The organism is Venatorbacter sp. C2-1, from assembly GCF_022832715.1.
Lineage (GTDB): Bacteria > Pseudomonadota > Gammaproteobacteria > Pseudomonadales > Oceanobacteraceae > Venatoribacter > Venatoribacter alkanivorans.
On the sequence record NZ_CP094879.1, the window covers coordinates 1 to 13,984 of the forward strand.

The 13,984-nt window shown below is 52.1% G+C and carries 9 protein-coding genes; 7 read left to right on the forward strand and 2 right to left on the reverse strand.

The annotated features are described in order from the left end of the window. Positions 1–94: 94 nt before the first annotated feature. The 5 genes from dnaA (at position 95) to MT343_RS00025 (ending at position 8,755) form a co-directional block, all read left to right on the forward strand. The gene (gene dnaA / locus MT343_RS00005; RefSeq protein WP_243989440.1) at positions 95–1,597 is read left to right on the forward strand and encodes a chromosomal replication initiator protein DnaA; all 1,503 of its coding nucleotides are present in this window, start codon (positions 95–97) and stop codon (positions 1,595–1,597) included. A gap of 104 nt (positions 1,598–1,701) precedes the next feature. Next, on the forward strand, positions 1,702–2,802 hold the full coding sequence (gene dnaN / locus MT343_RS00010; protein ID WP_145467331.1) for a DNA polymerase III subunit beta: 1,101 nt from the start codon (positions 1,702–1,704) through the stop codon (positions 2,800–2,802). 155 nt (positions 2,803–2,957) lie between these two features. Next, complete coding sequence (recF, locus tag MT343_RS00015; protein ID WP_145467329.1) at positions 2,958–4,085, forward strand: DNA replication/repair protein RecF; 1,128 nt, start codon at positions 2,958–2,960, stop codon at positions 4,083–4,085. Positions 4,086–4,163: 78 nt separating this feature from the next. Then, a complete protein-coding gene (gene gyrB, locus MT343_RS00020; RefSeq protein WP_145467327.1) occupies positions 4,164–6,581 on the forward strand; it encodes a DNA topoisomerase (ATP-hydrolyzing) subunit B in 2,418 nt (805 codons plus the stop codon). 320 nt (positions 6,582–6,901) lie between these two features. Next, the gene (locus tag MT343_RS00025; RefSeq protein ID WP_145467325.1) at positions 6,902–8,755 is read left to right on the forward strand and encodes an FG-GAP-like repeat-containing protein; all 1,854 of its coding nucleotides are present in this window, start codon (positions 6,902–6,904) and stop codon (positions 8,753–8,755) included. Positions 8,756–8,979: 224 nt separating this feature from the next. Here the strand turns inward: MT343_RS00025 and MT343_RS00030 are convergent, their stop codons facing one another. Continuing rightward, positions 8,980–10,152, reverse strand: a complete 1,173-nt coding sequence (locus MT343_RS00030; protein ID WP_145467323.1) for a Fic family protein — start codon at positions 10,150–10,152, stop codon at positions 8,980–8,982. Between the two features lie 288 nt (positions 10,153–10,440). Here MT343_RS00030 and MT343_RS00035 point away from each other — a divergent pair, with 288 nt between their 5' ends. Then, positions 10,441–11,763 carry a Na+/H+ antiporter family protein gene (locus MT343_RS00035; protein ID WP_145467321.1) on the forward strand — a complete coding sequence of 441 codons (1,323 nt, stop codon included), beginning with the start codon at positions 10,441–10,443 and terminating at the stop codon, positions 11,761–11,763. Positions 11,764–11,845: 82 nt separating this feature from the next. Here MT343_RS00035 and MT343_RS00040 read toward each other — a convergent pair whose 3' ends face one another. Then, positions 11,846–12,676: a lysophospholipid acyltransferase family protein gene (locus MT343_RS00040; protein WP_145467319.1), complete on the reverse strand. Its 831-nt coding sequence runs from the start codon at positions 12,674–12,676 to the stop codon at positions 11,846–11,848. A 254-nt stretch (positions 12,677–12,930) separates the two neighbouring features. Between MT343_RS00040 and MT343_RS00045 the strand changes: the two genes are divergently transcribed. Then, positions 12,931–13,983: a hypothetical protein gene (locus MT343_RS00045; RefSeq protein WP_145467317.1), complete on the forward strand. Its 1,053-nt coding sequence runs from the start codon at positions 12,931–12,933 to the stop codon at positions 13,981–13,983. Position 13,984: the final 1 nt, after the last annotated feature.

Below are 13,984 nucleotides of genomic sequence, written 5' to 3' on the forward strand. Positions count from 1 at the left end.
AAGCGTGGAAAATTATCATAACTTCTGTGGATAACCACCGCCCCCTCAGTTAGAATGTGCGGCTCGCTAGAATTCAGATAACGGATATAAAGAAGTGGCACTGACAGCTCTGTGGCAAGATTGCCTGGGACACTTGCAGCACGAACTCCCCGCGCAGCAATACAACACATGGATCCGGCCTTTGGTGGCAAACGCCGACAGTGGACAGCTGGTTCTGAGTGCGCCTAACCGTTTTGTAAAAGACTGGGTGAAGGATAAGTACCTGCAACGCATTCAGGAAATCCTCTCCGATCTGAATGGCGGTCTGATAACCCGCGTGGAACTGGCCGTGGGTGAAGCCCAGCCGATGTTCCGGCCGCTGGCTGTCAGTCGTCCTGAGCCTGCTCCGGCTCCTGCCCAGAATGAAAACTTTGGTTTTGCCGCCCCCCGGGCGCAGGCCGAGTTTGATTACGGCAACCAGCAGGAAGTCCCTTCTTTTAATAACACGCCGTCTTATGGCGAAGCTCCGGTTGCTGCACCGGCACCTGTTGTCAGCCGTCCTAAGCGTGAAGTTCAGGTTGAAGGGGGCATCCAGCACCAGAGTTTCCTTAACCCGACCTTTACCTTTAAAACCTTTGTTGAAGGTAAATCGAACCAGCTGGCCCATGCCGCAGCCCGCCAGGTTGCCGAAAATGCCGGCGGTTCCTACAACCCCCTCTTTATATATGGTGGCGTTGGTTTGGGTAAAACTCACCTGATGCATGCTGTGGGTAACTATCTGCAGAGCAAAAACCCGAATGCCAAAGTGTTGTATGTGCATTCTGAGCGTTTTGTGCAGGATATGGTGAAAGCCCTGCAGCTGAATGCCATTAACGAATTCAAGCGCTTTTACCGCGGCCTGGATGCGTTGCTGATTGACGATATTCAGTTCTTCGCCGGTAAAGAGCGCTCACAGGAAGAGTTCTTCCACACCTTTAACGCCCTGCTTGAGGGCGGCCAGCAGATGATTCTGACCTGTGACCGTTATCCGAAAGAGATCAATGGTCTGGAAGAGCGCCTGAAAAGCCGCTTTGGCTGGGGCTTAACCGTGGCGGTTGAGCCGCCGGAGCTTGAGACCCGTGTGGCTATCTTAATGAAGAAGGCCGAGCAGACCGGTGTACACCTGCCCGATGATGCCGCTTTCTTTATTGCCCAGAAGATCCGCTCCAACGTGCGCGAGCTTGAAGGTGCACTGAAGCGCGTGGTGGCCAACGCTCACTTTACCGGCAGTGAAATCACCCTGCCGTTTATCAAAGAATCCCTGAAAGACCTGCTTGCACTGCAGGATAAACAGGTCAGTGTCGATAATATTCAGCGAATCGTGTCTGAGTATTACAAAATCAAGATGTCTGATTTATTATCTAAGCGCCGCACCCGCTCCATCGCCCGCCCGCGCCAGGTGGCCATGGCGCTGAGCAAAGAACTGACCAACCACAGCCTGCCGGAAATCGGCGATGCCTTTGGTGGCCGTGATCACACAACAGTTCTGCATGCGTGCCGCAAAATTAAAGAATTACAGGAAACCAGCGCAGATATTCGCGAAGACTATAAGAATCTGCTGCGCTCGCTGACAACGTAAATCAGCCGTCATTATGTGCTGATTTACTGTAAGACAGACTGTTTTCAAGCAATCACAGGCGCTGTTCAATCCGATGAACATGCCCAGGACCTGAGTGGAGAACCATGAAATTCGTTATCTCTAGGGAAGCCTTGCTTCGTCCTCTGCAATTGGTGGCCGGCGTAGTAGAAAAACGCCAAACTCTACCAGTACTGTCAAACGTACTGCTGGAGGTTCAGGGTCAGCAGTTGTCACTGACAGGCACCGATCTGGAAGTCGAACTGGTTGGCCGCGTCACCCTTGATGAGGTTGGTCAGGAAGGTGAGATCACGGTTCCGGCTAAAAAGCTGATGGATATCTGCCGTTCGTTACCGGACGGTGCACAGATTGAAATCGAACAGGACGAGCAGCGCGTTAATGTCCGCTCCGGCCGTTCCCGCTTTACTCTGTCGACGCTGCCTGCCACCGAATTCCCCAATGTGGATAACATTGCCGGCGAAAAGACGTTCACCCTGGAGCAGGGCAGCCTGCGTCGTGTGATCGACCGTACCAGCTTCGCCATGGCCCAGCAGGACGTCCGCTACTACCTCAACGGTATGCTGTTTGAAGTGAGCGCCACCGGTCTGCGTACCGTTTCTACCGATGGTCACCGCCTGGCGACCTGCCATGTGGCGATGAACGGCCCGGATACTGCCCAGCAGATCATTCTGCCGCGCAAAGGTGTGCTGGAGATGGCCAAGCTGCTGACCGACCCTGAGTCATCCGTTACGCTGTCGCTGAGCACCAACCACCTGCGTGCGCGTACTGAAAACTTCACCTTCACCTCCAAACTGGTGGACGGTAAATTCCCGGATTACAGCCGTGTAATTCCGAAAAATGGCAGCAATGTAATGCTGGCCGACCGTACTGAACTGCGTCAGGTATTTAACCGTACCGCGATTCTGTCCAACGAGAAGTACCGTGGTGTACGTCTGGTGCTGGACACTGATCTGCTCAAAGTGTTTGCCAATAACCCTGAGCAGGAAGAAGCAGAAGAATCCGTGGCCGTGGAATACAAAGGTGATGCTCTGGAAATGGGCTTCAACGTTTCTTATCTGCAGGATGTTATGAGCGTGCTCGACACCCAGCAGGTAAAAATGACCTTGTCTGATGCCAACAGCAGTGCCTTGCTGGAAGAACCGGAAGGCGGCGACGCGATGTATGTTGTTATGCCGATGCGCCTCTAGAAAAGGGAAAGCTATCTGCGTTGCCATCACCGTGTTAAAAACAGGCTCAGAATGCTCATTTATGACTTATAAACTGCGCTTCTTCGCCTGTTTTTGCCTTGTGCTGGCTGCCTCGACAACGCTTCCCTGCAGCTATCTCTTAATGAGAAGTTCTTATGCCAATCCGGCAGCTTAAAATCAGCGGCGTGCGTAATCTGCAGCCGCTGGATCTTACACTCCAGTCCGGAGTGAATTTCATCTACGGCGATAACGGCTCGGGCAAAACGAGCATTCTCGAAGCCATCGTGCTGATGGCTGCGGGCAAGTCTTTCCGTACTTCACAGCTCAAACACGTACTGGCACACAATGCGGATCGTATTGAAATCCAGATGGATATCGACGACGAGAGTCTTGGCCAGTGTCAGCTCGACAGCCTGCGTCTGAAAGGCGGTGATCACCTGCTGAAACTGAATGGCTCGGTGTTGACGTCTCAGGCAGAAGCAGCCCATTGGCTGCCGGTTCAGGTGATTGATCCAACCACATTTAAACTGCTGTCCGGTTCGCCGGAAGAACGACGCCAGTTTATCGACTGGGGTGTGTTCCACGTGGAACACAGTTTTATGGAGCAGTGGAAAACCTTCCGCAAACAACTTAAGCAACGCAACTCGGTGCTTAAGCAAAAAGAAGCGGAATGGCTGCCGGTGTGGAATAAAGGCTTTGTCGAAAGTGCGCTGGTGATTGATCAGCACCGTCGCGCCTATCTGAAGCGCTTTAAACCCGAGTTTATGCGCATCCTCAAAGCGCTGGATGACAGCGTGGATGTCAGCCTGGCCTACTATCCGGGCTGGGATAAAGATTCCGAGCTGCAGGACGTGCTGGATAAGCAGCAGGAGCGTGATATGGTGCTGGGCTATACCCAGTCAGGCCCTCACCGTGCAGAGCTGCGTATAAAGGTCGACAAGCAGCCAGCCGCCGAAATATTAAGCCGTGGCCAGCAGAAAACCGTAGTCGCCGCACTGAAAATTGCCCAGGGCGCACTGTTCCAGCAAGAGAGTGGAAGACGCACCATTTATCTGGTCGATGATCTCGCATCAGAGCTGGATGAAAAGCACCGTTTCGCTTTATGTAAGCTGCTGGAAGACTTAAAATGTCAGGTCTTTATTACCAGTATCGATAAGGACAAGCTGACCGATATCTGGCAGCCCGTAGCCAGCAAGTTGTTCCACGTGGAACAGGGTGCTGTTCAGGATGTTGCAGCGGAAGTTGAAAGTGCAGCATCACAGCAAGACAGGCCTGCGGACTGATACAAAACAGCTTATTTCGCATTGCCCGACAACGCATAACAGCGGCAGTGCACCGAATTCATCAAGAGGAACCACCGAATGAGTGAGCAGACTTACGACTCGTCGAGTATTAAAGTCCTAAAAGGGCTGGATGCCGTGCGCAAACGGCCGGGCATGTACATTGGCGATACCGATGATGGTACCGGTTTGCATCACATGGTATTCGAGGTGGTGGATAACTCCATTGACGAAGCCCTGGCTGGCCATTGCGACCAGGTCGATGTGATTATCCATACCGATAACTCCGTATCCGTATCGGATAACGGCCGTGGTATTCCAACCGAACTGCACCCGGAAGAAGGCGTATCAGCGGCGGAGGTTATCCTCACCGTACTGCACGCTGGCGGTAAGTTCGATGACAACTCCTATAAGGTTTCCGGTGGTCTGCACGGCGTGGGTGTTTCTGTTGTAAACGCGCTGTCAGAAAAACTGAAGCTGATCATCCGTCGTGGCGGCAAAGTCTACGAACAGGAATACAGCCACGGTGTACCGGACTACCCGCTGAAAGAAGTCGGCACCACCGAAGGCAAGGGCACCACGGTGCGCTTCCTGCCATCGCTGAAGACCTTTACCAACAAGACTGAATTCAGCTACGACTATCTGGCCAAGCGTCTGCGTGAGCTGTCGTTCCTGAACTCCGGTGTGCGTATTCATCTGAAAGACGAGCGCAGCGACCGTGAAGATACCTTCGCTTTTGAAGGCGGTCTGGGCTCATTCGTAACCTTCCTGAATGAAGGCAAAACCGCACTGAATGACGTTTTCCACTTCAATATCCAGCGCGATGACGGCATTGCCGTTGAAGTGGCGATGCAGTGGAACGACAGCTTCCAGGAAAACATCTACTGCTACACCAACAATATTCCACAGCGCGATGGTGGTACTCACTTGGCCGGTTTCCGTGCTGCGCTGACCCGTACCCTGAATAACTACATCGAAAAAGAAGGCCTGGCGAAAAAAGCCAAGGTTTCCACCACCGGTGATGACGCCCGTGAAGGCTTAACCGCCATTATTTCGGTTAAAGTGCCGGACCCTAAATTCAGCTCCCAGACCAAAGACAAGCTGGTATCGAGTGAAGTGAAGCCTGCGGTAGAACAAGAAATGGGCCGTCTGTTTGCCGATTACCTGCTTGAATACCCGCAGCAGGCCAAAGATCTGGTTGGCAAGATGATCGACGCAGCCCGTGCCCGTGAAGCGGCGCGTAAAGCGCGTGAAATGACCCGTCGCAAAGGCGCTCTGGATATCGCCGGTTTGCCTGGCAAACTGGCTGACTGTCAGGAAAAAGACCCGGCACTGTCCGAAGTGTATCTGGTGGAAGGGGACTCGGCGGGTGGTTCTGCGAAGCAGGGCCGCGACCGCCGCACCCAGGCTATTCTGCCGCTGAAAGGTAAGATTCTGAACGTCGAGAAAGCCCGCTTTGACAAGATGCTGTCGTCCGCCGAAGTCGGCACCCTGATCACCGCACTGGGCTGTGGTATTGGCCGCGAAGAGTTCAACCCGGACAAGCTGCGTTACCACAGCATCATCATCATGACCGATGCCGACGTCGACGGTGCGCACATCCGTACGCTGCTGTTGACCTTCTTCTTCCGTCAGATGCCGGAAATCATCGAGCGCGGCCACGTCTTTATTGCCCAGCCACCACTGTACAAAATCAAGCGTGGTAAGCAGGAGCAGTACATCAAAGACGAAGAAGCGATGGAAAGCTACCTGACCCATATCGCGCTGGAAAAAGCCGCTCTGCACCCGTCTGCTGAGGCTCCGGCCATCTCCGATGAAGCCTTTGCCCAGTTGGTTGCCGACTACCGTGCGGCGCAGGAAACTATCACCCGTATGTCCAACCTGGTACCGCACGAAGTGCTGCACCAGATGGTAACCCTGCCGCGTATGAACAGCGCCGATCTGGCCGATAAAGCCAGCGCCGAAGCCTGGGCTCAGCAGCTCAGCGACCGTCTGCCGGACGCCGGCCGTAGTGGCAGCCACTTTATTGTTGAAGTGGCCGCCGACAGCGAGCGCAACAGCCATAAGATCGTGATCAAAGTAATCACCCACGGTATTCCGAAAGAATTCCGTCTCGACCACGACTTCTTCGCCGGTTCCGGTTACAACAAACTGGCCACTATGAGCCAGAAGCTGAGCGACACCCTGGAAGAAGGCGCTTACATCCAGCGTGGCGAGCGCGTGCACCTGATCGAAGACTTCTGGGATTCTGTGCAATGGCTGCTGGCTGAAGCGAAAAAAGGCTTCAATATCCAGCGCTATAAAGGTCTGGGCGAGATGAACCCGGAACAGCTGTGGGAAACCACCATGGACCCGAATACCCGCCGCATGCTGCGTGTGACCATCGAAGACGCCATCGGCGCCGACAAGATGTTCACCACCCTGATGGGCGACGACGTAGAACCGCGCCGCGCCTTTATCGAAGCCAACGCGCTGAACGTAGCGAACCTGGATTTCTGATCCTGGTTGCCATAAAGCGCGTTAGCATCAGCGTTAAATAAAAAGCCCCGGCTGTGCAGACAGCCGGGGCTTTTTCATTCTGGCGTTAGTGGTATCTTCATCAGTAATTATATGAAAAGGAATTGAGCATGGTGGTGGAGTTAGATTTTGATTGGATAACGTCAGATAAGGACGATCAGGTTGATCGCCCAGGTACGTAAAGTTTCTGATCGATTTACCGAGAAATAAGAACACACTACATGTTTGTTAGTAAGTTGTTCGTATTGAAGAGCCTCTATGACTTGTTAGTATATTCCTTTTAATTATTAAGGATCGATTTGATGAGAATACTTTTTATAAAGTTGGTAATGCCTGTAATTTTTGTGTATGCATTTCACGCACATGCGGTAGATATACAAGGAAATGTATTGCGGAACGCTGTTTGGAGTACGCTGAACATTAACGTGTGCTGGGAAAATCTTGAGCAGTCTACGCCCCTCCAGCGAATGTGGGTAGAAAATGCTGTTCGCCGCACGTGGGAAAATGCCTCCGATGTGATTTTTTCTGGCTGGGGGCAGTGTAAAAGTGGCGAAATGGGGGTTCGTATTCAAATCGCTGATGTGGGGCCACATGTTAAGCGGCTGGGGCGTTTTCTGGATGGAATGATGAATGGAATGGTGCTGAATTTTACATATGCAAATTGGAGTGCTGCATATTGTCAGTCACGAGTTCAATATTGCACGGAAGTTATTGCAATACATGAGTTTGGTCATGCACTTGGTTTTGCACATGAGCAGAACCGGACAGATACACCGGATACTTGTATGGAAGACCCTCAAGGTACAGATGGTGACGTTTTCGTAGGTGCCTGGGATCTTAATTCCGTTATGAATTATTGTAATCCTCAATGGAATGGAGGAGGCGTTCTTAGTGCGACAGATATTCAGACTGTTCAGCAATTTTACGGTGGGGGCATATTTGAATTAAATTTTGTAAATACATCATCTCAAGGATTTTTTATTACGAGTGATAAAACATTACTTGATAGCGCTTCGCCAGCTGATGTGAACGGCGATGGCAGAACAGATTATGTTGTTATCTGGAGCTCCGCAGGAAGGCGTCAACTTGCGACTTATTTAGCAAACTCTGATGGCTCGTTTTCTGAGTATATTAACACCTCAAGTATCGGTTATTTCATACCAGACTCGCAGGGAAGAGACAAAGGTAGCTTTGCTGATGTAAACGGAGATGGCATGATGGATTATGTCGTTGTTTGGCAAAGTGGTGGTAATCGTCAGTTAGCAACCTATATTGCCAAGGCTAACGGCACATTTAGTGAGTACATAAGTACCGCTAGTACAGGGCATTTCATTGCTGACAAAGTGGGGCGGGATATTGGACAGTTTGCGGATGTAAACGGAGACGGGCAAACGGATTATGTCGTTGTTTGGCAGTCAGGAAGCAAGCGTCAGCTGGCTGTTTATTTGGCAAATATTGATGGCACATTTAATGAGTACGTAAACACAGCCAGTAAAGGATATTTTATAGCTGACGCGATAGGAAGAGATACTGGTTATTTCGCTGATGTTAATGGCGATGGCTTGGATGATTATGTTGTTATATGGAAATCGGGTGGCAAGCGCCAATTGGCGACATATGTTGCGAATATGGATGGCACTTTTAATGAGTATGTAAACACAGCCAGTATCGGATACTATATTACGGATACGTTAAATCGCGATACAGGCAATTTTGCTGATGTAAATGGTGATGGTCGAATGGATTATGTTGTAGCTTGGAGTTCTGGTGGAAATCTCCAACTAGCAACTTACAGGGGGAATGATGATGGCTTATTCTCTGAATATGTAAATACTGCTAGCTTAGTTCCGTTTAGTAAAGACAAGCGGAATAATAGTACCGGCTTATTTGGTGACGTGAATGGAGATGGTCGAGATGACTATGTTCTCATCACTCGAGAAAATAATGGTTCTCGCCGCATCACTACATTTCTATCTGGACAAAATGCTACTTTTCTTAGTCCCACGTCACAAATCGTTAATGGGTATTATATCAGCGATTATATTGCCCGTGATACGGGGTATCTTGTGGATGTGACAGGGGATGGACGTAGAGATTATATGGTGCCTTGGAACAATGCTGGGAAAAGGCAATTGTCAGTTTATTTATCCCGCTGACCAACCAATTTCGTAAAATGATCAACCACTTTGACTAGTATAGTTTATAGTTGTTCAGCGCGTTTTTCGTTGTAAGTCAAGTTAGTGCTCCAGTGTAAATAATGAAGTAAAAGTGTACTATGTCTTCATTGAAGACAGTTAACGGAATTAGAATCCTGAACACTACGAAGGAAAAAGCCCCGGCCGTGTATATGACCGGGGTTTTCGTATACACGGTATCGCATTTATTCTTTTTTGGTCATTACCCTATACCTCGTACTCCGCCCTCCACCCGGCAGCTTTTCAAGACAACCCTTCGCCAGTAAATCCGCCAGATGGCGGGTAGCGGTGGCCTTACTTACTTTGGCTACCTTCTGATACTGGCTTGCGCTGATGCCGTCTTCAAAGCCCTTCTCTCCGCCATCGAGCAGACGGTTCAGTACCCTGATTTGTTCTTTGCTCAGCGGGGTATCGCGGTGCTGCTGCCAGAAGCGGGTTTTCTCTATGGTGCGGTCGATCGTCCGGATGGCGCTGTCGATGGCGGCTTCGAGTGTTTGCAGGAACCAGCGCAGCCAGGGGGTGATATCCAGCGTCTGTACCGTGTCGTTTTCCTTTTCTCCGTTATCTGCTGCGCTTTCTGAAGAAGCAAGCTGCTGCGTTTGGTTAAGTGCGGCGTAGTAGCCTTTGCGGTCGGCCAGAATGGCAACCGACATGGCATACAGGCGCACACTCTGGCTGTCAGCCTGAGCCAGTGCCATATCGGTGAGGGCGCGGGTCAGACGGCCGTTGCCATCATCAAAGGGATGCAGAGTCACAAACCACAGATGGGTAACCGCTGCACGCAGCAGCGGGTCGCTGGCCGGGTTGGCTGCGGTGAGGTTAAACCAGTCGATAAACTGCTGTACAGCCTGTTCCAGTCCGGCTCTTGGCGGTGCTTCGTAATGCACGGTCGGGCGGTCCAGGCGGCCGGATACCACCTGCATAGGCTCTGGCCCTCGCAGCTGGCCAACCCGGATTTTATTCAGAAAGCCCGTCTCACTTTGTGGAAACAACCAGCGATGCCATTGATACAAACGCTCCAGCGTCAGCACTTGCTGATGGTTTTGCAGGGCATCCATCATCATCTCGGCCAGTCCTTCCGACCGTTCAGAGACCGGGTAGGGTTGTTCTTCGCTGATGCCCAGATGGCGGGCGAGGGAGGATCGGACTGACTGGGCGTTCAGCTTCTCGTCTTCAATTGCGGAGGAGGCAACGATATTGGCGAGCAAAGCCTGCAGGGATTGCTCGGCCGGTGAGCTCAGACTGGCCTTGCCCTGCAGTACGCCGCTTTTCTGTTGTACGGCCCGCAGCAGAGGTTGCAGCGGTTCATGTTGCCAGTTGAATTCTGGCCAGGCAGAGGATTGCCAGATCCATTGCATGCTTGTCTCCGGGAGGAAGCTGGTTGATGGCAGGAACTCAGTTACAGCATCTGAGCCGATTAATAATCATATTCGGCTCATAATAGTCAGAAATATGAGCCGAATACCAGGCCTTATTCGGCTCACTTCAGATTCCACTGTTGAAAGAAACCTGAAAAAGACGCAGCGCCAGCCTGCCATTCCTGCGCTCGGTCATCCTCAACCGGCCACTTTGTGGTACTTTGCGCGGCTTCTTTGTGTATCTGACTGCCCGGTCAGTTTTATACCGGGCCTGAATGAGGAAAAACCATGAATGCGGTGGTGATTGCGGTGGTACTAATGCTGGTGCTCAGTCTGGCGCGTATGCACGTAATGCTGGCGATGATTGTTGCGGCCTTTGTTGGCGGCTGGGTTGGCGGCCTGGATCTGAAGACCACGCTGGACGCCTTTAATGCCGGTATCGGCGGTGGCGCGGGTATTGCGCTCAGCTACGCCTTGCTGGGTGGTTTTGCGGTGGCGATTTCGCTGTCGGGTCTGCCGCATTTACTGGCCGATGCCATTCTGCGTAAGCTGGGTGCCGAAACCGGTGGCCGCGAGTCGCGCTGGCTGAAGAATGGCCTGCTCGGTCTGCTGCTGCTGGTCGCGGTGTCGTCGCAGAACCTGATTCCGATCCATATCGCCTTTATCCCGATTCTGATCCCGCCGCTGCTGTTAGTGATTGCCCGCTTACGTCTCGACCGCCGTCTGGTAGCCTGTGTGCTGACCTTTGGTTTGGTAACGCCTTATATGTTCCTGCCGGTGGGCTTCGGCAATATCTATCTGAATGAGATTCTGCTCGGACGTGTGGCTGAGGCCGGCCTGAATGTGGAAGGGGTGTCGGTGGTACAGGCGATGGTGATTCCGGCGCTGGGCATGCTGACCGGCCTGATCATTGCGGCGCTGTTTACCTACCGCAAGCCGCGTGAATATAACCTCACCCGCATTGCGATTGCCGAGCATACCGAACGCCGTTATGAGCCGAAGGCGCTGATGGTGGCGGCGGTGGCCATTGTGCTGGCCTTTGTGGTGCAGCTGTATACCGATTCGATGGTACTGGGGGCGATGGCGGGCTTTATGCTGTTTTCCGTTACCGGGGTGGTTCGCTGGAATGAGTCCGAAGGCGTGCTGGTCGACGGCATCAAGATGATGGCCTCTATCGGCTTTATTATGATCGCCGCTTCGGGCTTCTCGGAGGTACTGGAGCGTACCGGCCATATTGCTGAGTTGGTGAATGGTTCGGCAGCCTGGCTGGATCATAACAAGGCGCTGGCAGCATTGTTGCTGCTGGTTGTCGGCCTGTTGCTGACGATGGGTATCGGCTCGTCGTTCTCGACCATTCCGATCATCGCCGCGATTTATGTTCCGCTGTGTCTGCAGATGGGCTTCAGCCCGCTGGCGATTGTGGCGCTGGTCGGTACCGCCGGGGCGCTGGGGGATGCGGGTTCACCGGCGTCGGATTCTACTTTAGGGCCGACCGCGGGTCTGAATGCCGATGGTCAGCACCATCATATGCGCGACACCGTGGTGCCTACCTTTCTGCATTTCAACCTGCCGCTGTTAGTGGCTGGCTGGGTTGCAGCGATGGTGCTGTAAGCTGCTGATGAGAAGGTAAATGGCAGGCTGATTGTGAGTGTTTACTACGGCGGGTACTTACAGTCAGTCTGCCTTTTATTGCTCAGAAACGTTTGCCGCTGCTGTCGGCATCGACCATTTCACCGTCAAACGGCCGGGCTGAAATTTCATCCACCCGGTTGTTAATCCAGCTTTCACTCAGTTCGCTCAGTTGCGCAGTGCTGAGATCGGTCGTTTCCATCACCGGGCTGATCACTACGTTAATGGTGCCCGGGCGTTTTACCCAGTTGTCATTTGGCCAGTGTTCGCCGGAGTTGTGGGCAATGGCAATAACGGGTGCCTGGCTCTTGGTGGCGAGCATGGCACCGCCTTTGGAAAAGGCTTTGCGCTTACCCGGCGACACCCTTGTGCCTTCGGGGAAAACCAATACATGAATGCCGCTGTTCAGACGGTCGGCCCCCTGGTTCAGTACCTGCTTCAGCGCATTGGTTTTATGAGTGCGGTCGATAAATATCGGATGAATCATCTTCAGCGCCCAGCCAAAAAACGGCAGATAGAGCAGCTCTCGTTTGACCACCTGTACATGAGGAGCGATCAGGGTTGGGATAAAAAACGTTTCCCAGGTGCTTTGGTGTTTACTCAGCAGCACATAGCCGCGACCATCGGTGGGAATATTTTCCCGTCCTTCCACCTGCCATTTAACCCCGCAGATCAGCCGTGCCGACCAGACCACAATGTGGCAGTAAAACACCATGATGAAATAGTTACGCGCCTTCAGCGGCAGGAAGATGCCAATGACAAAACTGGGAATAAACCAGGCCAGGGTCAGCAGTGCCAGCCAGCCGTAAAAAATGATGCTGCGCAGCTGTGCCAACCACAGGCGATAGGGCGTTACGCTGGCATCCGTGCCAGTTACGTCGGGATGTGCTGCCATAGAGATACCGTGCTCTGCGCTTATTATAGTGGGCGTTATTTATACCACTTTAGCCGGAGTTCTCTTGTTACCTGAATTCCTCGGACTTTTTCCCGGCTGTAATTTAGCTCAGCTCTGTTGCGCGGACTCAGACTTTCTCATTAACGGGGTCAGATTACTGTTTGGTACGACCGTGTTGTATTGTTAACCTGCCGGAACCTGTTTACTAACAGTGCTCGTAATAACAATAAAAACACGGCAACAAAGGACGTCGTATGCATTCTTCCCCGTTTAAGTCTCTGGTGCTTGCCTGCGCCATTGCTACTCTGACCGCCTGTGGTGGTGCAGAAAATACTTCTCAGCAAACCTCTGACTCCACCAACCCCGCACCGGAAAATCCGCAGCTGGCCACGAAAGATGTGTCTTTCCGTCTGGATGTGAGTAAAGCCCTGAATGCCGGGGTCAGTGCTACCCGTGCAGAGGTGCGGGTGTTTAATGATTTACTGGAGCGCTCATCATCGGCGGATATCGCAGATCAGGCAGCGAGTATCAGTTTTACGGCTTTGCCATTGGGCAGCTACAGCATTGAGGTTAAGGTTTTTGATGGTACGACCCTGATAGCCACTGGCACAGGCTCAGCTCAGGTGAACGCCAATGACACCACAGCCGTTAACCTGCTCGTAAATCCGGTAACGGGTAATCTGGATGTTGCCATCTGCATGCCCGATATTGCCACGCAGTATTTTACCGGTGCCGGTGATACTGCGATAACAGAGCTGAGCAGCGCAAACCGGCATGATACAGAACAGCCTGCATATTTGGCCTACCAGGCCGCGATGGCAGGGGTTACAGATTTCAGTTTTGAGTATCGTGTAGGGGATACGAATCTGGTTATTCCTGAGGAAGGCAGTCTGAGTCCGGTATTTGTAACGGATCATGGCGCTTCTCTGACAATCAATGTTGATGGCCAGCAACGTCTGAATATTTCTGGCTGTAATACTCAAATTGCTGCTTATCGTTCAGGTAATACGCTTGCTCTTTGGTACAGCATGGCAGAGGCCTATAGCGGAATTCATGAAATCGCCACTGGTGCTGTGGCTCTGGGCACTGTTGAATCACAGGCTTTAGCTCTGGTTATGGTCTTTTCGGATAGTGACGGTGATGCATTCCCTGTTGGCACTACGTCTTTATCTGATATCAATTTCGGTAATTTTGAGCAGAGGACATTTATATTGGGTGTACCCGTGGTCACCAATGTAACAGGACTTGTTGAGTTACTGCTCTCCGACCCGGACAGTGTACTGGCGAATTATTGGCTGGCACGTTGAG

Coding starts and splice junctions, on each gene's coding strand:
- dnaN (WP_145467331.1), top strand. CDS start 1,702: ATGAAATTCGTTATCTCTAGGGAAGCCTTGCTTCGTCCTCTGCAATTG.
- recF (WP_145467329.1), top strand. CDS start 2,958: ATGCCAATCCGGCAGCTTAAAATCAGCGGCGTGCGTAATCTGCAGCCG.
- gyrB (WP_145467327.1), top strand. CDS start 4,164: ATGAGTGAGCAGACTTACGACTCGTCGAGTATTAAAGTCCTAAAAGGG.
- MT343_RS00025 (WP_145467325.1), top strand. CDS start 6,902: ATGAGAATACTTTTTATAAAGTTGGTAATGCCTGTAATTTTTGTGTAT.
- MT343_RS00030 (WP_145467323.1), bottom strand. CDS start 10,152: ATGCAATGGATCTGGCAATCCTCTGCCTGGCCAGAATTCAACTGGCAA.
- MT343_RS00035 (WP_145467321.1), top strand. CDS start 10,441: ATGAATGCGGTGGTGATTGCGGTGGTACTAATGCTGGTGCTCAGTCTG.
- MT343_RS00040 (WP_145467319.1), bottom strand. CDS start 12,676: ATGGCAGCACATCCCGACGTAACTGGCACGGATGCCAGCGTAACGCCC.
- MT343_RS00045 (WP_145467317.1), top strand. CDS start 12,931: ATGCATTCTTCCCCGTTTAAGTCTCTGGTGCTTGCCTGCGCCATTGCT.